Here is a 20,277-nt window from a genome sequence, read left to right as displayed (position 1 = left end):
AATTGACTCCGTATTTATTCTCAACGCACCAGTGCCACAGACTTAATTTGTGCCCACAAGCACTGTCCCGGCGCTACCGCCAATTGCTCCGCAGAGCGACGCGTAATTCGCGCAACCAAAATCGATTCACCGACTTTGATTTGCACTAGACACATGGCCGGATGACGATCTTCCACGATTGAGACAACCTCGCCCTGCAAACGATTGCTAATGCTGGAATCGCTGTGCTCGTGCAGTGCCAAACTGATATCGCGCGCCAATATTTGTATACGCACCGATTTACCCACTGCGTCGCCGTCATCACGAACCCATAAATCACCGCCGGCAAAACGCACTTGCAGCAAGTGCCACTGGGCATCGCGCGCAATCACTTCCGCCTGTAATACCACGCCCAAATCCTCGCCAAATGGCAGTGGTGTTTGAATATCGGCGAGCACTTGCGCCAGCGGGCCCTGCGCCTTAACGCGGCCATTTTCCAATACCACCAAATAATGAGCCAGGCGACTGACTTCTGCGACCGAATGGCTGACATAAAAAATAGGCAAATCAAGCTCGTCGCGCAGGCGTTCCAAATAGGGCAGTATTTCCGCTTTACGCTGCTCATCCAGCGACGCCATAGGTTCGTCCATCAACAACAGGCGCGGTTGAATCAACAGGGCCCGTGCAATGGCAACACGTTGGCGTTCACCACCGGATAATTCGTGGGGCTTTTGCTGCAATCTATGGCCTATGCCGAGCAATTGGACCACTTGTTCCAAGGTAAATGGTTGACCTGCTCGCAAATCCGCACGACGAATGGCGTAATCCAGATTTCCCTGCGCTGTCAGATGAGGAAATAAATTCGCCTCTTGAAATACATAACCCAAGGGGCGGCGGTGCGCAGGCAAAAAAAGTCGCTCCGTTTGCCAATCCTCGCCCAATACCCGCAACCTGCCTTCCTGCGGCCACTCCAGACCTGCCACGCAGCGCAAAAAAGTGGATTTGCCTGAACCGGAATGGCCGAAAATCGCGGTAATGCCGCGCCCTTGCAGCATCAAATCCACATCCAGCACAAATCCGCTTTCATTCGACCCAGCAGACCGTTGCAGAAAAAAGCGCACCTGGATATTGGAGTCTACCGTCATGCTGTATTAAACGTTTATCAAATGATTCGCCACGCTAAACCACAAAGTCTCGTCAGGTCAATCGCTGACGTTGTAGATTTTCCAATTCCGGTAGGATTTTTTGCTCCGGTGTGACTGATATTAATCATGTACACACCATAAAAGCTGAAAATTCCTGTCGGGCATTGAAATTGCTATTCATGGCTTTGCTAGGTTTTTAATAAAAACGAGAGGAAAAAACATGAATACTAAAGTCTTATTGCTTGCCAGTGCTCTGGCTATTTCAGCTCCATTTACCGCTTTCGCCGGCGATAAACATCACAAGGATTTGGTGAAAGCGCTGAATCTGCAAGGCGACAAAGCAGAGCAAGTGGAAGATATTTTGGAAAGTTATAAAGATCAGGCAGAAGACGTTAAAGATCGAGCCAAGGATCAACTCAGTGATCTTCGCGATAAAAAAGAAGATCAACTGAAAGCCGTGCTGAGCAAAGCGGAATATGACCGCTACAAATCCTTCAAAGATGCCCATAAAGATAAAAATGATGGATTGGCAAAACACTGCGAAAAAGACGGCCGTTGGTTGGGAATGGATTACATAGATTAATTTATACCTGCGCTCCGCTCCCCTACTCGAGGGAACGGAGCTTTCAAACTACCTTTTCCTATTTCAAGTCTTCTCTCCACTGCTATTTGAACCCGTTCTGCTCTTCGTCTACCTTTAATCCAAGCACCCAACCAATAATCCCCGAATTGGAATCCGCATGAGCAGGCTTATCTGTTTTTTGGCATTGGTATTCGCCGGACAAACAATCACGCAGAGCGCCGTGGCGGAAGCTGCGGATTACGTCAGCCTGGGAGCAGCCTATGTAAAGCTAGATGATGACAAATCGGACGAATCCGACATGGGCATACTGACGCTGACATTTGGGCATCAATACCAGGAACACTTCACTTTTGAAACCCGCTTGGGTACAAGTCTTACCGATTACGATCGGAAACCTTCCTGGAATGCTGACGGCAGCCTGAACGTGGCGTTGAAATTGGATTATCTCGCCGGGGTATACCTAAAGGTTTCGCCTTTCGACAAAGCTGCGCTTTCCCCTTATCTAACTGCAGGATACACCTGGATCCAAAATTCCCTGTCCCATCCACTCGGCCGAATAAGAGAACGCAAAGACAGCCCGAGTTTCGGCGTAGGGCTGGATTTCTGCGGCGAGCGTTATTGCGCCAATCTCGACCTCACCCGCTATATCAATGACCATAACTACATTATGGACGCGGCATCACTGAATTTTGCGTACCGCTATTGAAAGCGCTACCATCAGGCTATCGCTCATCGTATTGCCGATAGACCTATGGAAAATCCATTCCCCTTATACGCCGAATACAATTCCTGGATGAATGAAAAGCTCTACACCACTGCTGGAGAGCTTTCCCCAACGGAGTTAAGGGAAAATCGCGGAGCATTTTTTGGCTCGATATTTGGCACTTTGAATCATCTTCTGGTTGCCGATCGCATTTGGCTGCAAAGATTTGCCGAACATCCAAACCAGTTTCCAGCCTTACAATGGATACGCCAATTGCCCAAACCTACCGCCTTGGATGAAGTACTGTTCGATGATTTTTCTTCGATGAAGGAACATCGAAAGAAAATGGACGCGACTATTCAGGATTGGATTGCATCGCTCAGCGAAAGTGATTTGAACCATGTGTTGCAGTATTCCTCCGTGAAAGGCATTCCCGCTGCAAAACCCCTGCGTTTAGTTCTTTTGCATTTTTTCAACCATCAAACACATCATCGCGGCCAGGCCACAACTCTTTTATCGCAAATGGGTAAGGACGTAGGAGCGACGGATTTATTGTTATTGATTCCAAATCAAAATGGAGGGCGTTAAGAGAGCATCCAGCTCTCTTTAATCTCAAATTTTGGAGCGCAGGAAGTGCCTGGATAAATCCATTAAATTCTTGGAGTGGAGCAGAAAATTTTCCAGGCGCGATGGTTGATGAAAAGCATGCTGCACCAACGCAAATCCTCTTTGCGGCAGACGGTGTCGGCGCAAGCAAATTAGAGCCAGTACCCCCACCACTGCAACGCCGACAGCGGCCTGAGTGACAACCGTATTACGGTCGTATTTCCATTTGGCTTTAAGGCCTTTGTCAGTAATGCAATTGGTGGCACGGCCATGGCAAATATCCTGCGCAAAACCTTCCACCATATTAACGCGATCCGCAGCCAACAATAACAGCCAATGTGCAAAGCGGCCTTCGCTATATTTAAAGGCGCAGCGACGGATCATTCCGCTTAAACCCGAAACCGGTGCAGAAGTGCCGAACACCCGAGTTACATCCGGCCGCTCATTGGAATGTAAAATATCTTCATGCCCCGGTTGCTGCGCCGGGCGCCCCCAGGAAGTCATATGATCGCCGTCGAAGCGTTTGCGCATGGGATATGTCGGATCATTTTTCGGATTCGCATCTACGCCCCAACCTTTTATATGGGACATTCTTGCACTTAATTTTTCCTTCAGCGATTGCCCATTATGTTGTTCGGTCATAACTCACCTCGACTCAAGTAATCAGCAGCGTTTTGATGCAACCATCCAACTTATCGGAAAAAATCCGATAGGCGTCGCTTACATCCTGCAGCGGAATTCGATGGGTAATGATTTCTTTGGGATTGAGAACGCCGTTTTGCACGTGGTCGATCAAGCGCGGCAATAAGCGTTTGACGGAAGTCTGGTTCGCGCGAATGGTTATGCCTTTATTCAAAACATTACCAATAGGAATCATATTGCCAGTTGGGCCATACACTCCCACAATCGATACCACACCGCCTTTTTTTACGGAATTGATCGCCCACTGCAGCGCGGTGGCAGAGCCGGCCTGCATCAGTGTTTTGCGTCCAGTGAAGGTCTGCAGTGCGCTGCCGGCGGCCTCAGCACCTACAGCGTCAATGCATACGTCGGCACCGAGGTTATCGGTGATTTTTTTGATAAATAAGACGGGATCTTCAATAGAACGGAAATTGTAGACTTCGCATTGCGCGTAACGCTGGGCAAATTCCAAACGATAATCCACTTGATCGATCACAATCACCCGGCCAGCGCCAAATAACCAGGAGCTTTTGGCAGCCATAATACCGATAGGGCCCGCACCGAAAATCACCACCGTATCGCCAACTTGTATACCGCCCATTTCCGCTGCTTGATAGCCAGTGGGTACAACATCGGTCAGCAATACTGCATCATCCAAATCCATATCATCCGGAATAATAACCGGCCCTACGTCCGCATAAGGCACACGCACATATTCCGCTTGGCCACCGTCGTAACCACCCGCTGTGTGGGAATAACCAAAAATGCCGCCGACCGCAGTCGCCTCCGGATTAGACTCATGACAATTACCAAACAGTCCCTGTTTGCAAAACACGCAACGACCACAGGCAATATTAAATGGCACTAAAACTTTGTCGCCGACTTTTAAATTGTGAACTTCCGGGCCAACCTCTTCGACCACTCCAGTAAATTCGTGACCGAACGTGGTACCTACCCGAGTATCCGGCACATTGCCGTGGTACAAATGCAAATCCGATCCGCAAATACAACTGCCTGTCACCCGCACTATGGCGTCTTGCGGGTGCAGAATTTCCGGCATGGGCTTGTGGCTCGCACGAACCCGACCGGGCCCTCGATAATTCATCGCCAACATAAATCTTCCCCCGTATTTTTTGCTCTATATACAGGCACCTTACGGGCACATCAATCGCGGCGTAAGTACGGGAGTACACAAACGTGCGTTTTCTAGCCGAGCGCAAAGCAACGCCAAAACCTCTTCACCCATTACAATGCGCTCCGCATATAATGCGGCACGCATATACAACACACGGGGATTTCACAATGGGCATAAAGGCTTTGAGCCGCTACAGCTTGATCTTCCTTTTACTGCTCGGCCTGTCTGCTTGCACCACCAAAATGGCTTATAACTTTTTGGATTGGGCGATCGAATGGAAGGTGCAGCGATTGGTTAAGTTGCATGGCGAACAAAAGCTAATGACCAAACGCGCCATCAAGGATTTCCACCAATGGCATCGCTCCACTCAATTGCCGCAATATGCGGATTACCTGCAACAACTGCGAAGCCGGCTCAACGCCGGCCCCTGGACCGGCGAAGAAATTCACGCGGAAACCGATAAAATCCAATTGCTCGTCGATCAATCCGTCGAGCGCGTTTTACCTGATGCAACGGAGGTTCTGGCAACCTTGAGCGATACCCAAGTCAAAGAATTGCTCGCCAGCGTTGCGGAAGAAAGAGACGAATATAAAGAGGATTATGTCGACATATCCGAACGCAAACGCCAAAAAAAATACGTCAAAGAATTTGTCAAACACGCTCAAGACTGGCTCGGCCCACTGTCTTCTGCACAGAAAAAACAAATAGAAAAATGGAGCGAATCACTGCAACCATTTGAGACATTAAATCTGCAACAACAAAAAATCTGGGAAGACACCCTGGCAGAAATTCTCGCCAAACGCACAGATAAAAATGCACTTTTGAACGGACTAAAAAGCCTGATGTTCCACCGCACCGATAATTGGCAGCCGGAGCTGGAACAGATTCTGGATTACAATCAGAAGATTAGTTATGAGCTAGTGGCGGAGTTATTGAATGACATGAGTGAACAGCAGCGGAAGCATTTGAATAAGAAGATAAGCGAATATGTAAAGTTGTTGGGGGAGTTGGCGAGGGAAGCAAAAGGGGATCAACATTTACCAGCCACTTAGGGTTGATGTTCATCTAAAATGACCTCTCAGAATTAAAAGGGCCTCGGCCTTAATTCACGATAGACAGTGGAACTGATGAAATTGACTAGATTCGATTGCTTCTTTATCACGGATTACCAGCAAATCTTCAACCTTCACATGGCTGCATCCATTTGAAACCCGCCGACCGGGATAGACTTATTTTGCAGGGAGCATTTAAACCCAAAACCAAATTTGTCGTGCATAAATACAATGAAAAACTTCCTTGAACTTGCCTTATTCGCGACATTTGTTTTTGCGTCCTTTTCTTGCGCGCACTCAAGCGATGCGCCACCCACTGCCGACTCGAAGACACAAAAAATTCAGAAGTCTGCAGAAATTAAAAATCTGGACAGCACTTATTTGACCTCCGCATCCAATCCGGACTTAAGTATTGGATTTTTTATTGGCAAGGATAATGTTAATTATCCTGCCCTACAGCTTAAGGGTCATCAGAGCGGCGTTTGGATCTTTCCCAAAATACTGCAATCGGTTTTCACATTCAACCAGCAAACAGCTGTTAATGACGTAAATGGAAATATATACATTCTTGAATATCCGAATTGGATATTGTCGTCGACACAATTGAAGCCCATGTCCCAAGTTCTGAATTTTGATGCCGCATTGGTCGCCTGCACAAAACCACTCAGATTTAAACAATCGGGCTTCGCAGGCGAATTTTATTCGCCAACAGCGGGATGGAATTTCGCATACGATCTCCGGGCTACAGCGCCGGCCATGTGTGGTAATTTCTTGCGCTTAATTAGCACGGATAAGAATGGGCATTACCTGAACGAAATCGATCCTAAATCCGGCAAGGTTGTATCGAAAACGTTATTACACGCGATTGATCGCCCTATCTGCGATAGCCCTACCAATGCGCAGGGGAAATATCCCAACACCTTACACGTTTCTACCAATCACACCAAACACAACCACCCCTCCAAATCCTCATCATTCCAACGCGAAATCAAATCCATAGATTCATCGACCACTTTTAAGTACACGTCGATAATTTCGGTGGCGAGTTTGAAGAGGTTGTGGCTGGTGGTGTTGATGGCGGCGCCGGAGAGGACGTCGGCTTCGACGATATTGAACAGGAACATCAATTTCAATTCATAGGTTTTGATCATCGTCAGCGACGGCAAGGCGCCGGCGAGGACGTATTCCAGGCGTTCGGCCTGGTGGCGCAGTTTTTCGTTGGCAGCGCGCGCAGTGGAGATGGCGTAGCGCAATTTGCGATTGTGGTGATCGTCGCAAATGCCTTTGGCAGCGGCGTAGGTGGCCAGGGCGCGAATGCGGCCGATCTGTTCCGCCATGGTAGTAACCTGACGCGCGGCGAAGTTCAGCAACTCAATCTGCTTGAACATTTTCGGATAGGCCGTCGCGTCTTCATCCGGCAGTTCCAAATTGGCTTTTTCCGCAACTATGACGGACACCGGCTTTTCCAAAAATTTGGCGAGGCCGGAGATCATGATTTGCAGCTGATCGATGAAGTGCGAATGCAATTCGAAATTGTCGATCACATCGTCCCCCTGCCAGTCCGCCCGGATGGTGCTCCACGCGTTATGCAGGTTGACCTTGTCGCGGTGCGACAGAAGACCGTTGGTTTGGGCGGCAAAGACTTCCAGAGAGGCGAGACGTCGCTCGACCTGGCATTGCAGAATATCGAAGTCGCCTTGAAAGTGGCTGCTGCCCGCCAGCAAGGCCATGCTCATACCTCTATGACGTTGTACGGCTTTGATCATCTGGTTGAGCTGCTTGATCAAGGACAGGGCATCGCGCCTCTGGCGGTAAGCTGCACAAAAATCTTCGAAATCTGCGAATCGTACGCCTGGATTTGGTGCTCGAAATTGTATGGCTTGTTCGTTCATGGTGCAGATCTTGATAGTCAGGTAGCGGCAAAGGCTCCAACTTGGTGGGTTTTCCGTTTTGATTGCTGACTAACGCAATGCCTATGCCATCCATGAATGCGCTACTCAGCGGAGCACCGCAAATAATCTGATCACCACTGGTGCCTTTGTCGCCAACGCGCGCCTATAATGACTCCCTTTTTATCTACGCCTCCTTTATTCACTACTCCTGCATGAGCATCATGAACGAGCACTACAATCCCGCAGAGGTCGAGCGAGCCGCCCAGGAATTCTGGGAGCAGAATCGCAGCTTTGAAGTCACCGAAGATCCATCCAAAGAGAAGTTCTACTGCCTGGCCATGTTTCCCTACCCGAGTGGCCGCCTGCATATGGGGCACGTGCGCAACTACACCATCACCGATGTGATCGCCCGTTATCAGCGCATGCAGGGGAAAAACGTACTCCATCCCATGGGATGGGACGCCTTCGGTCTGCCAGCGGAAAACGCGGCCATTAAAAACAATACCGCCCCAGCCAAGTGGACTTATGCCAACACTGATTACATGCGCAATCAGTTAAAAGCGCTGGGTTTCGGTTTTGACTGGTCGCGCGAAGTCACCACCTGCAAGCCGGATTACTATCGTTGGGAGCAGTGGTTTTTCACCCGCCTTTATGAAAAAGGCCTCGCCTACAAAAAAGTCTCCTCGGTGAACTGGTGTCCCAAAGACGAAACCGTGCTCGCCAACGAGCAGGTGGAGAACGGCTGCTGCTGGCGCTGCGACACCCCGGTGGTACGCAAAGAAATTCCCCAGTGGTTTATCCGCATTACGGATTACGCCGAAGAATTGTTGAACGACCTGGACAAACTGCCGGACTGGCCGGAACAGGTCAAAACTATGCAACGCAACTGGATCGGCAAGAGCCGCGGCGTGGAGATGCGCTTTGACTTGGCCCAATCGGTCGGCGAGCACAAGGCCTTTGAGGTCTACACCACCCGCCCCGACACTTTGATGGGCGTTACCTACGTCAGCCTAGCCGCCCAGCACCCCATCGCGCTGCATCTGGCCAAAGACAACGCCGAACTCGCTGCCTTTATTGAGTCGTGCAAGGTTCAATCTGTCGCCGAGGCGGATATGGCTAATATGGAAAAACGCGGCATGGATACGGGCATCAAAGCCCGCCACCCCATCACCGGGGAAGAAGTGGCGGTCTGGGTCGCCAACTATGTATTGATGGATTACGGCTCCGGCGCCGTTATGGCGGTACCGGCGCACGACCAGCGCGATTACGAATTTGCCCAGAAGTACGGCCTGCCCATCAAACAAGTGATCGCACCGAGCAACGGCGACGCCATTGATCTGAGCAAAGCCGCGTTCGTGGAAAAAGGCGTGCTGGTCAACTCCGGGGAATTCGACGGCTTGGACTTCGATGCTGCCTTCGCCGCCATTTCCCAAACCCTGGCCGCCGCCAACAAAGGCCGCGTCACCACCAATTACCGCCTGCGCGATTGGGGTGTGTCACGCCAGCGCTACTGGGGCGCACCGATTCCGATTTTCAACCTGCCCGACGGCGGTGAAATTCCGGTACCGCCACACAAGCTGCCCATCCTGTTGCCAGAAGACGTGGTGATGGACGGCGTGCAGTCGCCCATCAAAGCCGACCCCAACTGGCGCAAGGATGAATTGGACGGCCAACCGGTCGAGCGCGAGACCGATACCTTCGACACCTTTATGGAGTCTTCCTGGTATTACGCGCGCTACACCTGCCCGAATGCCGACAGCATGATCGACCCGGTCAAAGCCAATTATTGGCTGCCGGTAGACCAGTATGTCGGCGGTATCGAACACGCCATTCTCCACCTGCTCTATGCGCGCTTCTTCCACAAATTGATGCGCGATGAAGGTCTGGTCCAATGCGACGAACCTTTCTCTCGCCTGTTGTGTCAGGGCATGGTGAACGCCGAATCCTTCTACATCCGCAAAGACGGCCGCACCGAGTGGATCGCCCCCGAGTTCGTCACCGTCGAGCGGGATGAAAAAGGCAAAATGGTCCGCGCCTTCCACAAAGAGACCGGCGAACAGCTGGAATCCGGCGGCGTGATCAAAATGTCGAAATCCAAAAACAACGGTGTGGATCCGGAGACCGTGATCCAGCAGTACGGTGCCGACACCGTCCGCCTGTTCACCATGTTCGCCGCGCCGCCTGAGCAAAGCCTGGAGTGGACCGACACGGGTGTGGAAGGCGCCTCGCGTTTCCTGCGCCGCCTGTGGAAAAGCGTCGCCAGCCACCTGGAAGCCGGTCAGCCGGGTCAACTCGATCCTTCACAATTGAACGATCAACAACGCGCCCTGCGCCGCAAAACTCACGAGACCATCCAGAAAGTCAGCGACGACTTTGGCCGCCGCCAGACCTTTAACACCGCCATCGCCGCAGTCATGGAGCTGTTGAACGAAGTCAGCCGCCAAGCAGATCGTTCTACGCCAATCGGTCTGGCAGTCGAGCGCGAAGCTATTGAAACCGCCGTGTTGCTGCTCGCACCGATTGTTCCGCATATCTGCCACAGCCTGTGGCAGGCCCTGGGCAATGGCGACGATGTTTTGAATGCGCCCTGGCCGAAGTATGACCCCAGCGCACTGGTACGCAGCGCCGTGGAAGTGGTCGCACAGGTCAATGGCAAAGTGCGCGGCAAATTCGAAGCCCCAGTGGACGCACCTCAAGCCGAGCTGGAAAAACTTGCTCTGGCAGAAGAAAACGTCCAGCGCTTCATCGACGGCAAAACGGTCGTAAAAGTGATTGTTGTCCCCAACAAACTGGTGAACATAGTCGTCAAATGATGAGCATAAAGAGCTGGATACATTGGTGTAGTCTTGGTCTTTTGTGGCTTGTGCTCGCGGGCTGCGGCTGGCAGCTGCGCGGTGGCGGCAGCTACGAGGGGCCTAAGGCCATCAATCTGGTTCCAGAAGACCGCTTCGCACCTCTGACGCTGGCACTGGTGGATGCCATGCACCGCAGTAAAGTGGCCGCCACCAGCGATGCACCCATTACCCTGTATCTGGGTGATGAGGAGCTGCAAAAGCGCGTAGTGGCAGTGACCTCCATAGGCTCTCCAGCGCAGTACGAAATGTCCCTTTCCGCCACCTTCCGCTACCAGCTCCACGGCGACAAGACTGTGGCTATACCACAAGTTCTGTCGGTGGAGCGGGTGTTCGACTTCGACCCCAGCGCCACCGTAGCCAAGAGCGAAGAAGAAAACACCTTGCTGGAAGAAATGCGCCTGGAACTTGCCCAGCGCATCCTGCGCCAAGCCCGTCACCTGGCTCCGCTCGATGGCCAAGCTCAACCCTGAACAACTCCCTCAGGCCCTGCAAAAAGGCCTGAGCCCGATCTACCTCGTCACCGGGGATGAACCTCTGTTGGTCCAGGAAAGCTGTGACGCCATACGCGCGGCGGCGCGCAAAGCGGGGTTCAGCGAGAGAGAAATCTTCCATACAGACGCGGGCTTCCAATGGCCGCAACTACTGCAAAGCGCCAATAGCCTCAGCCTGTTTGCCGATAAAAAGGTTCTGGAAGTCAGAATCCACAACGGCAAACCGGGCGATGCGGGCGTGAAGGTACTGCAGGAGTACTGCGCTTCCCCCTCGCCGGACAATTTGCTGCTGCTGGTTTGCCCCAAACTCGACAAAGCCACGCAAAATAGCAAGTGGTACACCACCATCGAACAGATCGGCGTGGTCATCACCGTCTGGCCTATCGGCATCAAACAACTGCCACGTTGGATAGATCAGCGCTTGCAACGTGCCGGCATCAAAGCCGATTCCCACGCCATTGATATCCTCGCCGGTCGGGTTGAGGGCAATCTGCTCGCCGCCGTGCAGGAAATTGAAAAGCTCAAGCTGCTAACCGATAACGGCATGATCGACGCGCAGACCATGGCTCACGCCGTAGTAGACAGCGCGCGCTACGATGTTTTCGGGTTGGTGGATAAAGCTCTGGCTGGCCATGCACCAGCTGCCGCCGCGAGCCTCAACGGCCTGCGCGGCGAAGGCACAGACGCCATGGCAGTCCTGTGGGCTCTGACCCGCGAAATCCGCGCTCTGGCAGCCCTGAAGATAGCCCTCAGCGACGGCCAAAAGCTGGAATTCGTCGCCCGCAAACACGGCATCTTCGAAACCCGCCTCCCGCTGATCCGCGGCGCATTGCAACGCCTGTCCCTAGGTACCCTGCGCTTGTTGCTGCGCGAATGCTCCTATACGGATCGAACCATCAAAGGCATGGCCCAAGGTGACCCTTGGCAAGCGCTCCTCGATATAGTCCTGTCCCTCGCCGGTGTGCGCACCCTGGACAACCGCAGTCTAAAAACCCTGTTGTCGTAAGCAAAAAGCTCAATCTCCCAGCTCCTACCGCCAGAGGCCCTGAAAGCCTCGGGCGCGGCGCAGGCCGCCAAGGGTGTAGTCATGCGGTGCAAAGCGCTGCTTTGTGCATGACGAAACGCCGCCGATTTCAGAAGCTCTGGCGGCAGCGCCCGTCGCGCTTATGAAACGCGTTTAAAACTACGTAGCGACCGCGGGCACCGGAACGGATTCTAGAATCGCCGTGAATTCATCCCTGAAGACTGCCCGCGCCCGTCGGGGCCGCGAGGCTTCCAGAACCCGTTCCGATATCGCCGTTTCTCTTTCCGACCTATTGGTTGTTGGATAACCAACACAAAATCGGTCGCTATATAGCGGGTATTTAAAATAAAAAAAAAATCTAGTTTCTGGGCTTCGGATTTTATCCACCCAACGAGCTGAGCAGCGGCGCTGGTTTCAGCTGTTTCCGCCCCCTGGTCCCAACAGGTTTCCAACAGGTTATCGCACAACTTATCCACATGTTTTTTTATTTACATTGCGATATATTGCGTTCCCTGTTTTGCAAAAACACTAGATCTAGTGTTTTTGGGCTTGAAAAACTACATATACCAACTACGCTTCGTTAAGGTTGTCCACAACAGAAAACAACAAAACGGACACCGCACGAATCCGCCTCAGAATCATCAAGGGCGTCCCCAACAAGAACGACCATACGGAGACCAATATGCTTACAGACGTGGATATCAAATCTCATTCAACCCCCCCTCGCGCACCTGAGATTGAATCTCCCACAGCCTCCATCACCGCTACCGCTCCCGGTCAACTGCGTGTCATCAAGCGCAACGGCACCGTCGTACCCTATACCGACGACAAAATCTCCGTTGCCATGACCAAAGCGTTTCTCGCTGTTGAAGGTGGTACTGCCGCTGCGTCGAGCCGCATCCACGAAACCGTCGCCAAGCTGACTAAGCAAATCTCCGAAACCTTCAAGCGTCGCATGCCTTCTGGCGGAACCATCCATATCGAAGAAATCCAGGACCAAGTCGAACTGGCCCTGATGCGCGCCGGTGAACACAAAGTTGCCCGCGACTACGTAATCTACCGCAACGAACGCGCCCGTCTGCGCGCGCAGAAATCCCAAGTCGCCTCCAACCTGAACGTGCCCGATGTTCACGTAGTGATGCCCGATGGCAGCAAACAAAAACTGGACATAGAGCGACTCCTGACCCTGGTCACCGACGCCTGTGAAGGCCTGGATGAAGTCGATCCGCAAGCCATCCTGAAAGAGGCCATGCGCAACCTCTATGACGGCGTTTCTCACGAAGATCTGAACACTTCGCTGGTCATTTCCGCCCGTACCCTGGTAGAAAAAGAACCCAACTACACCTTCGCCACTGCGCGTCTGCTGATGGACAAATTGCGCGGTGAAGCCCTGCGCTTCCTCGGCATCGCCCAAGAAGCCACCCAGCGCCAGATGGCCCACTACTACGGCCCCGCCCTCAAAGCCTTTGTACAGAAGGGCGTTGAATTGGAGTTGATCTCCCCCGAACTGTTGACCTTCGACCTGGATCTGCTCGGCCAAGCAATCCTGCCGGAGCGCGATAACCAATTTACCTATCTCGGCCTGCAAACCCTGTACGACCGTTACTTCCTGCACAGCAAAGGCGTGCGCTTCGAGCTGCCGCAAGTGTTTTTTATGCGCGTCGCTATGGGACTGGCCGGATCTGAGAAAGACAAGAACGAGCGCGCCGTCGAGTTTTACCGCCTGCTCTCTTCCTTCGATTACATGAGCTCCACGCCGACCCTGTTCAACTCCGGCACCCTGCGTCCGCAGTTGTCATCCTGCTATCTGACGACGGTTCCAGACGATTTGATGGGCATCTACGGCGCCATCCAGGACAACGCCATGCTATCCAAATGGGCCGGCGGTTTGGGTAACGATTGGACGCCAGTGCGCGCCCTCGGTTCTTACATCAAAGGCACCAATGGCAAATCCCAAGGTGTGGTTCCCTTCCTGAAAGTGGCCAACGACACTGCTGTAGCCGTCAACCAAGGTGGCAAGCGCAAAGGTGCAGTCTGCGCCTACTTGGAAACCTGGCACCTGGATATCGAAGAATTCCTCGAACTGCGCAAGAACACCGGTGACGACCGCCGCCGCACCCACGATATGAACACCGCCAACTGGGTGCCGGATTTGTTCATGAAGCGCGTGTTTGAAGACAAGCACTGGACCCTCTTCTCTCCTTGCGACGCTCCAGATCTGCACGATCTGTACGGCAAGGCATTTGAAGAGCGCTATGAAGAGTACGAGCGCAAAGCCGAAAGCGGCGAATTGAAGCTGCACAAAAAGGTGCGCGCGGTAGACCTGTGGCGCAAGATGCTCGGCATGCTGTTCGAAACCGGCCATCCTTGGATCACCTTCAAAGACGCGTGCAACCTGCGCAGCCCGCAGCAACACGCCGGTGTCGTGCACTCATCCAACCTGTGCACCGAAATCACCCTGAACACCAAGGCCAACGAAGAAATCGCGGTTTGTAACCTCGGCTCCGTGAACCTAGCGCAGCACATCGAAAACGGCAAACTGAACGAAGCCAAGCTGCGCCAAACCGTGCGCACTGCAGTCCGCATGCTCGATAACGTTATCGACATCAACTACTACGCAGTGCCTGCTGCCCGTGCCTCCAACCTGCGTCACCGCCCAGTGGGCCTCGGCATCATGGGCTTCCAGGATGCGCTCTATCAAATGCGCATCCCCTACAGCAGCCAGGAAGCCGTGGAATTCGCCGACCGCTCCATGGAGCTGATCAGCTACTACGCCATCGAAGCCTCCAGCGACCTGGCGGTTGAGCGCGGCAGCTACTCCACTTATGAAGGCTCTCTGTGGAGCAAAGGCATTCTGCCGATCGACTCCATCGACCTGCTGGCGCAAAACCGTGGCGAGCAGTACATCGAGCAAGACCGCAGCCGCACCCTCGACTGGGACAGCCTGCGTCAGAAAGTCCGCACGCAAGGCATGCGCAACTCCAACGTCATGGCGATCGCGCCGACTGCGACCATCGCCAACATCACCGGAGTCAGCCAGTCCATCGAGCCGACTTATCAGAACCTGTACGTGAAATCCAACCTGTCCGGCGAATTCACCGTGGTCAACCCCTACTTGGTGCACGACCTGAAAGCGCGCGGCCTGTGGGACATAGTGATGGTCAACGACCTCAAGTACTACGAAGGCTCTGTGCAGAAGATCGACCGCGTACCGGAAGACCTCAAGCAGCTCTACGCCACCGCGTTCGAAGTCGAGCCTCGTTGGATCGTCGACGCCGCCAGCCGCCGGCAAAAATGGATCGACCAGGCACAAAGCCTCAACCTCTACATCGCTGGGGCTAACGGTAAAAAACTGGACTTCACCTACCGCATGGCTTGGTTCCGCGGCTTGAAGACCACCTATTACCTGCGTGCACTGGCAGCGACCACCACTGAGAAGTCCACCATCAATACTGGCTCGCTCAATGCCGTATCCGCCTCTATAGATACAGGCGCCGTCGAAGCAGCACCGGTTCCCAAGGCCTGCTCCATCGACAACCCTGACTGTGAAGCTTGCCAGTAAGCAAAACAGCCCGCGGCACCTGATGTCGCGGGCGCACTGACCGCTTAACCAAGACTCTAAACAAAATACTGACCATAGGATCAACGACATGCTGAGTTGGGATGATTACTACGACGACGCGGCAATTGCGCCCAAAGTCGACAAGAAAATCGCACCCGAAATCGTTCAAGCCGCTCTGGAAGCCGCGGAGGTTGCCGAGGCTGAAGCCCCTACTGTGGCAGAAACCGTCAAGCCTGCAGCACCTGCTGCTGCGCCTGTTGCCGCATCGGTAAAACCCGGTCTGAGCAACCAAGAAGCGATCAATCTGGCCAAACAAGCCGTGCAGGATCTGGATCCCGCCCCAGGTCTGGAAGAACTGGAAATGGGCGCCGCCCGCGTCCAGGTGGACGACAAGCGCATGATCAACTGCCGCGCCGACCTCAACCAGTTGGTGCCTTTCAAATATGAGTGGGCTTGGCAGAAATATCTGGACGGCTGCGCCAACCACTGGATGCCGCAAGAAGTGAACATGACGGCCGACATTGCTCTGTGGAAAAGTGCCGACGGTCTGACCGAAGACGAGCGCCAAGTAGTGAAACGCTCTCTGGGTTATTTCTCCACTGCGGACTCGCTGGTAGCGAACAACCTGGTACTGGCCATCTATCGCCACATCACCTGCCCGGAAGCCCGCCAGTACCTGCTGCGTCAGGCATTCGAAGAAGCAATCCACACCCACGCCTATCAATACTGCATTGAGTCGCTGGGCATGGATGAGGGCGAAGTGTTCAACATGTACCGGGAAGTCCCGTCAGTGGCGAAAAAAGCTGCCTGGAGCATCGCCCACACCCACGGCATCAGCAACCCCATGTTCAGAACCGGCACGCCGGAAACTGACCAGGAATTGCTGCGCAACCTGATCGGCTTCTACGTAGTTACCGAAGGCATCTTCTTCTATTGCGGCTTTACCCAGATCCTCTCCATGGGCCGTCGCAACAAAATGACCGGCGTCGCCGAGCAGTTCCAATACATCCTGCGCGACGAAAGCATGCATTTGAATTTCGGTATCGATGTCATCAACCAGATCAAACTGGAAAACCCACATCTGTGGACCGAGGCCTTCAAAGCCGAAGTACGCCAGATGATTCTGGAAGGCACCGAACTGGAGATCCAATACGCTCGCGATACCATGCCGCGCGGCATTCTCGGTATGAACGCCAGCATGATGGAAGAGTATCTTCACTTCATCGCCAACCGCCGCCTGGCGCAAATCGGTCTGCCAGAAGCTTTCCCCGGCGCGCAAAACCCGTTCCCCTGGATGAGCGAGATTATGGACCTGCGCAAGGAGAAAAACTTCTTCGAGACCCGCGTGATCGAGTACCAAACCGGTGGCGCACTGAGCTGGGATTGATTCCATTTAGACTCACCGGCACCCGTTCACCGGGTGCCGGCTTCTATAGAGGACTGATCATGGGTAGCAAGACGCAAAACGCAAACTCCGCACTCGATCTCAACGACGCTGACGAGCTGCGCGTAGCGGTAAAACAACTCAACGAAAGCGTCGCTTATTTGAGCAAGATGGTCCTGCAACTGCAGCGCTCGGTGGGTAGCAAGTCAGAATTATCATCCCCATCCCGAGAAAAACCCGACACAATTCATTAATTCATTGGTACAACGGAGCTGCACCATGCCACACAGCGCCTTCCACTTTGGCAATTTGTTAAGCCTGTCGAAGGGTTACAGCAACGGCTGTCAGAAATTAATCGATATTCTCTGTCATCTGCGTGACGACCTCGCCCTGGAAAATCCGCGCGGACCACTGCCGCAAGACGGCCAAATTCAAAAGTGGGTGCAGGAGTTTTATTACCCGGGACTACTGGAATTGACCTGGGAAGAAGCCGTCACCAGTCTTCTGTTTCGCATGCAGCACTGCGCTGCCGGCTGGCAACAGAGCAAAACCTACTTCACCGATCTCGCACTTTCACAGTTACGCAAAGCCACTCCCCATTCACAACTTTGGCGTATTTGACCGTTAAAATGCGGCGCACAGAAAGTTCTGGCGCGCCATGCAACATCCACTCGCCTTTTGCGCCCACCCAGAGCGGCAATAAGAAGAACTTTGACTAGAGTTAAGTTCAGGGCCTCCAAAACGGAATATCGAACACGTTCTTTTTTACCGCCAATACCCCAACGAAACGCGACCATTTTATGCCGACAGTTTTAGTAGTGGATGACTCCGAAGATAACGCCAGACTTCTGGAGTACGACCTGAACGACGATGGCTTCGACGTCCTCATTGCCCTGAGCGGCGATGAATGTATTACCACGGCCGCCACCCGCCGCCCCGACCTGATCCTTCTCGATATGCGTATGCCCGGGCTGAGCGGCCTGGAAACCTTGGAAAAACTCAAAAGCTTTGCCGAAACCGCTGATATACCCGTCATCATCATCTCCGCCAGCAGCGCCGACGACAGCATTATCAAGGCGCTCGACTTAGGTGCCAGTGATTACGTCAGCAAACCCGTGGTCTACCCCATACTCGCTGCTCGTATGCGCACCGCACTGCGCGTCAAACAGGCGACCCTGGAGCTGGAAGTGGCCAATCAGGAGCTGCGCCGCCTGGCGACAACAGATCCCTTGACGCGACTCAGCAACCGGCGGCATTTCTTCTCTCTTGCCCATGCTGAATTCGCCAAAGCCCAGCGCCACAAACGCCCCCTTTCCATCATCATGATGGACGTGGACGAATTTAAATCCATCAACGACACCTACGGTCACGCAGCGGGAGACAAGGCGCTGGATATTCTGGCGGATTGTTGCCGGGAGGCGGTGCGGGAATCAGATATTGTCGGGAGGATTGGCGGCGAGGAGTTTGCCATCTGCTGTCCCGATGCAGATTTACAAGGCGCAGGTGCTATCGCGGAACGTATCCGGGCAACCTGCGAAAAGCGCATTATTCCTTACGGAACGCAACAATTCAGATTTACGGTAAGTTTGGGGGTGACCTGCCGCGCGATGCAGGACACCGTCTTCGACGACATGCTCAACCGCGCGGATCAGTTGCTCTATCAAGCCAAGCTCAATGGTCGCAATCGCGCCATCGCTTGCTAAACCTTCCTGTAAACCGCTCCTTATTTACGGAAATCCAGCATCCGTTGCAGCGGAATCATGGCGCGACGAGCCAGTTCGGGATCGACAAAAATTTCGTTGTCCTGACGCTCGAACACTGTTGCCATCAATTCCAACGAATTCATTGCCATCCACGGGCAATTAGCACATGAGCGGCAAGTTGCGCCGGCGCCAGCGGTGGGGGCTATATAAAACAATTTATCCGGACAGGTCTGCTGCATCTTGTAAAAGATGCCCTGGTCGGTCGCGACTATAAACTTGCGATGAGGCAGGGTTTGCGCGGCGCGAATCAATTGCGACGTTGAGCCGACCACATCCGCCAAAGCCACCACCGCTTCTGGCGATTCCGGGTGAACCAATATGGCCGCATCCGGGTGTTGCGCTTTCAGCTCTTCCACACCGCGCGCCTTGAACTCTTCGTGGACGATACAGGCACCGTCCCACAAGAGCACATCTGCGCCCGTAGTCTTCTGCACATAGCTTCCCAGGTGACGGTCAGGGGCCCAGAGAATTTTCTTGCCCTGGCGATCCAGATAGTCCACCACGTCGACCGCAATGCTCGAAGTCACCACCCAATCCGCGCGCGCTTTAACAGCCGCTGAGGTATTGGCGTAAACCACCACCGTGCGATCTGGATGCGCGTCGCAGAACGCACTAAATTCGTCTGCCGGGCAACCAATATCCAAGGAGCAGGTCGCTTCCAGGGTCGGCATCAGCACGCGCTTCTCCGGGGAGAGAATCTTGGCCGTTTCGCCCATAAATTTGACGCCGGCGACGATCAATGTATCGGCAGAATGATTCTTACCGAAACGGGCCATTTCCAGCGAATCGGAAACGCAGCCCCCGGTCTCTTCCGCCAGCGCCTGTACTTCGGGATCCGTATAGTAGTGAGCGACCAGTACCGCATTGTGCTGTTTGAGCAGCGCCTTGATTCTTTCCTTTTGCTCAGCCACTTGCTCAGGATCCGGGCGATGCTGAACCGGAATGCGATCCAAGTGCTGGCGCACCAAATCAACCGGACTGGGTTTATCGTCAGACCCAACGCGAACAGGAACTTCTTCCACTGCCATCAAACAGACTCTCCAAAGAAACAGGTAACAAAGTTTACGCTAACTGCTGAAGTTTTGATCACTTCAACGGCAAAGCGTTACCAGCCGTCAGACAAAAGGCAATAAAAAAGGGAGCCTAGGCTCCCCTTAAAATGGTGGGTCGTACTGGATTCGAACCAGTGACCAATTGGTTAAAAGCCAACTGCTCTACCGACTGAGCTAACGACCCGAAACTTTTCTTCTGAATCTACGCGAATCAATCGCTTAATCTAATTACATGCACAAACTTGCATGTGCGACGTCATTCAATGTGCGAATGAGTCTAAAAATGGTGGGTCGTACTGGATTCGAACCAGTGACCAATTGGTTAAAAGCCAACTGCTCTACCGACTGAGCTAACGACCCAAAAGAGGCG

17 protein-coding genes and 2 tRNA genes are annotated in these 20,277 nt (G+C 53.3%); 12 read left to right on the top strand and 7 right to left on the bottom strand.

Going from position 1 to position 20,277, the window contains the following annotated elements; translation table 11 throughout:
- Window positions 1-20: 20 nt before the first annotated feature.
- Entirely contained in the window at window positions 21-1,124 is a 1,104-nt protein-coding gene (gene modC / locus DWB84_RS14130; protein ID WP_187410449.1) for a molybdenum ABC transporter ATP-binding protein, read from the bottom strand.
- A 220-nt stretch (window positions 1,125-1,344) separates the two neighbouring features.
- On the opposite strand from modC, the gene DWB84_RS14125 reads away from it, so the two are divergent.
- The 3 genes from DWB84_RS14125 (at window position 1,345) to DWB84_RS14115 (ending at window position 2,998) form a co-directional block, all read left to right on the top strand.
- Window positions 1,345-1,707 carry a hypothetical protein gene (locus tag DWB84_RS14125; protein ID WP_187410448.1) on the top strand — a complete coding sequence of 121 codons (363 nt, stop codon included), beginning with the start codon at window positions 1,345-1,347 and terminating at the stop codon, window positions 1,705-1,707.
- A gap of 157 nt (window positions 1,708-1,864) precedes the next feature.
- Window positions 1,865-2,413 (top strand): outer membrane beta-barrel protein, encoded by a 549-nt coding sequence (locus DWB84_RS14120; RefSeq protein ID WP_187410447.1) that lies wholly within the window; start codon window positions 1,865-1,867, stop codon window positions 2,411-2,413.
- Between the two features lie 45 nt (window positions 2,414-2,458).
- Window positions 2,459-2,998 carry a DinB family protein gene (locus tag DWB84_RS14115; protein WP_187410446.1) on the top strand — a complete coding sequence of 180 codons (540 nt, stop codon included), beginning with the start codon at window positions 2,459-2,461 and terminating at the stop codon, window positions 2,996-2,998.
- A gap of 24 nt (window positions 2,999-3,022) precedes the next feature.
- Here the strand turns inward: DWB84_RS14115 and DWB84_RS14110 are convergent, their stop codons facing one another.
- A complete protein-coding gene (locus DWB84_RS14110; RefSeq protein WP_222868194.1) occupies window positions 3,023-3,658 on the bottom strand; it encodes a hypothetical protein in 636 nt (211 codons plus the stop codon).
- A gap of 13 nt (window positions 3,659-3,671) precedes the next feature.
- Window positions 3,672-4,811 (bottom strand): zinc-dependent alcohol dehydrogenase, encoded by a 1,140-nt coding sequence (locus DWB84_RS14105; protein ID WP_187410445.1) that lies wholly within the window; start codon window positions 4,809-4,811, stop codon window positions 3,672-3,674.
- A gap of 188 nt (window positions 4,812-4,999) precedes the next feature.
- On the opposite strand from DWB84_RS14105, the gene DWB84_RS14100 reads away from it, so the two are divergent.
- On the top strand, window positions 5,000-5,884 hold the full coding sequence (locus DWB84_RS14100; RefSeq protein ID WP_187410444.1) for a DUF6279 family lipoprotein: 885 nt from the start codon (window positions 5,000-5,002) through the stop codon (window positions 5,882-5,884).
- 938 nt (window positions 5,885-6,822) lie between these two features.
- Here DWB84_RS14100 and DWB84_RS14095 read toward each other — a convergent pair.
- On the bottom strand, window positions 6,823-7,776 hold the full coding sequence (locus DWB84_RS14095) for a lytic murein transglycosylase (protein WP_187410443.1): 954 nt from the start codon (window positions 7,774-7,776) through the stop codon (window positions 6,823-6,825).
- Window positions 7,777-7,997: 221 nt separating this feature from the next.
- Between DWB84_RS14095 and leuS the strand changes: the two genes are divergently transcribed.
- The 8 genes from leuS (at window position 7,998) to DWB84_RS14055 (ending at window position 18,795) form a co-directional block, all read left to right on the top strand.
- Window positions 7,998-10,589 carry a leucine--tRNA ligase gene (gene leuS / locus DWB84_RS14090; RefSeq protein ID WP_187410442.1) on the top strand — a complete coding sequence of 864 codons (2,592 nt, stop codon included), beginning with the start codon at window positions 7,998-8,000 and terminating at the stop codon, window positions 10,587-10,589.
- Window positions 10,586-11,101, top strand: a complete 516-nt coding sequence (lptE, locus tag DWB84_RS14085) for an LPS assembly lipoprotein LptE (protein WP_187410441.1) — start codon at window positions 10,586-10,588, stop codon at window positions 11,099-11,101. Before leuS ends, lptE begins: the two co-directional genes overlap by 4 nt.
- On the top strand, window positions 11,082-12,128 hold the full coding sequence (holA, locus tag DWB84_RS14080) for a DNA polymerase III subunit delta (RefSeq protein ID WP_187410440.1): 1,047 nt from the start codon (window positions 11,082-11,084) through the stop codon (window positions 12,126-12,128). Before lptE ends, holA begins: the two co-directional genes overlap by 20 nt.
- Window positions 12,129-12,828: 700 nt before the next feature.
- Window positions 12,829-15,708, top strand: coding sequence for a ribonucleoside-diphosphate reductase subunit alpha (locus DWB84_RS14075; protein WP_187410439.1), 2,880 nt, complete (start codon window positions 12,829-12,831; stop codon window positions 15,706-15,708).
- An 88-nt stretch (window positions 15,709-15,796) separates the two neighbouring features.
- A complete protein-coding gene (locus DWB84_RS14070; protein ID WP_187410438.1) occupies window positions 15,797-17,095 on the top strand; it encodes a ribonucleotide-diphosphate reductase subunit beta in 1,299 nt (432 codons plus the stop codon).
- A complete protein-coding gene (locus DWB84_RS14065) occupies window positions 17,092-17,346 on the top strand; it encodes a hypothetical protein (protein WP_187410437.1) in 255 nt (84 codons plus the stop codon). Before DWB84_RS14070 ends, DWB84_RS14065 begins: the two co-directional genes overlap by 4 nt.
- 25 nt (window positions 17,347-17,371) lie before the next feature.
- The gene (locus DWB84_RS14060; protein ID WP_187410436.1) at window positions 17,372-17,713 is read left to right on the top strand and encodes a hypothetical protein; all 342 of its coding nucleotides are present in this window, start codon (window positions 17,372-17,374) and stop codon (window positions 17,711-17,713) included.
- Between the two features lie 179 nt (window positions 17,714-17,892).
- On the top strand, window positions 17,893-18,795 hold the full coding sequence (locus DWB84_RS14055) for a diguanylate cyclase (protein ID WP_187410435.1): 903 nt from the start codon (window positions 17,893-17,895) through the stop codon (window positions 18,793-18,795).
- 20 nt (window positions 18,796-18,815) lie between these two features.
- Here DWB84_RS14055 and nadA read toward each other — a convergent pair whose 3' ends face one another.
- From nadA to DWB84_RS14040, 3 genes are all read right to left on the bottom strand, one after another.
- The gene (nadA, locus tag DWB84_RS14050) at window positions 18,816-19,883 is read right to left on the bottom strand and encodes a quinolinate synthase NadA (RefSeq protein WP_187410543.1); all 1,068 of its coding nucleotides are present in this window, start codon (window positions 19,881-19,883) and stop codon (window positions 18,816-18,818) included.
- A 132-nt stretch (window positions 19,884-20,015) separates the two neighbouring features.
- Window positions 20,016-20,091, bottom strand: a tRNA-Lys gene (locus DWB84_RS14045).
- Between the two features lie 100 nt (window positions 20,092-20,191).
- A tRNA-Lys gene (locus DWB84_RS14040) sits at window positions 20,192-20,267 on the bottom strand.
- Window positions 20,268-20,277: the final 10 nt, after the last annotated feature.

Origin of the sequence: Saccharophagus sp. K07, from assembly GCF_014336955.1 — a bacterium.
In the GTDB taxonomy this organism is placed as follows: Bacteria; Pseudomonadota; Gammaproteobacteria; order Pseudomonadales; family Cellvibrionaceae; genus UBA5868.
The sequence above is the reverse complement of the archived record's forward strand: the minus strand, read 5'-3'. Positions and strand labels throughout refer to the sequence as shown.

Coding starts and splice junctions, on each gene's coding strand:
- modC (WP_187410449.1), bottom strand. CDS start 1,124: ATGACGGTAGACTCCAATATCCAGGTGCGCTTTTTTCTGCAACGGTCT.
- DWB84_RS14125 (WP_187410448.1), top strand. CDS start 1,345: ATGAATACTAAAGTCTTATTGCTTGCCAGTGCTCTGGCTATTTCAGCT.
- DWB84_RS14120 (WP_187410447.1), top strand. CDS start 1,865: ATGAGCAGGCTTATCTGTTTTTTGGCATTGGTATTCGCCGGACAAACA.
- DWB84_RS14115 (WP_187410446.1), top strand. CDS start 2,459: ATGGAAAATCCATTCCCCTTATACGCCGAATACAATTCCTGGATGAAT.
- DWB84_RS14110 (WP_222868194.1), bottom strand. CDS start 3,658: ATGACCGAACAACATAATGGGCAATCGCTGAAGGAAAAATTAAGTGCA.
- DWB84_RS14105 (WP_187410445.1), bottom strand. CDS start 4,811: ATGTTGGCGATGAATTATCGAGGGCCCGGTCGGGTTCGTGCGAGCCAC.
- DWB84_RS14100 (WP_187410444.1), top strand. CDS start 5,000: ATGGGCATAAAGGCTTTGAGCCGCTACAGCTTGATCTTCCTTTTACTG.
- DWB84_RS14095 (WP_187410443.1), bottom strand. CDS start 7,776: ATGAACGAACAAGCCATACAATTTCGAGCACCAAATCCAGGCGTACGA.
- leuS (WP_187410442.1), top strand. CDS start 7,998: ATGAACGAGCACTACAATCCCGCAGAGGTCGAGCGAGCCGCCCAGGAA.
- lptE (WP_187410441.1), top strand. CDS start 10,586: ATGATGAGCATAAAGAGCTGGATACATTGGTGTAGTCTTGGTCTTTTG.
- holA (WP_187410440.1), top strand. CDS start 11,082: ATGGCCAAGCTCAACCCTGAACAACTCCCTCAGGCCCTGCAAAAAGGC.
- DWB84_RS14075 (WP_187410439.1), top strand. CDS start 12,829: ATGCTTACAGACGTGGATATCAAATCTCATTCAACCCCCCCTCGCGCA.
- DWB84_RS14070 (WP_187410438.1), top strand. CDS start 15,797: ATGCTGAGTTGGGATGATTACTACGACGACGCGGCAATTGCGCCCAAA.
- DWB84_RS14060 (WP_187410436.1), top strand. CDS start 17,372: ATGCCACACAGCGCCTTCCACTTTGGCAATTTGTTAAGCCTGTCGAAG.
- DWB84_RS14055 (WP_187410435.1), top strand. CDS start 17,893: ATGCCGACAGTTTTAGTAGTGGATGACTCCGAAGATAACGCCAGACTT.
- nadA (WP_187410543.1), bottom strand. CDS start 19,883: ATGGCAGTGGAAGAAGTTCCTGTTCGCGTTGGGTCTGACGATAAACCC.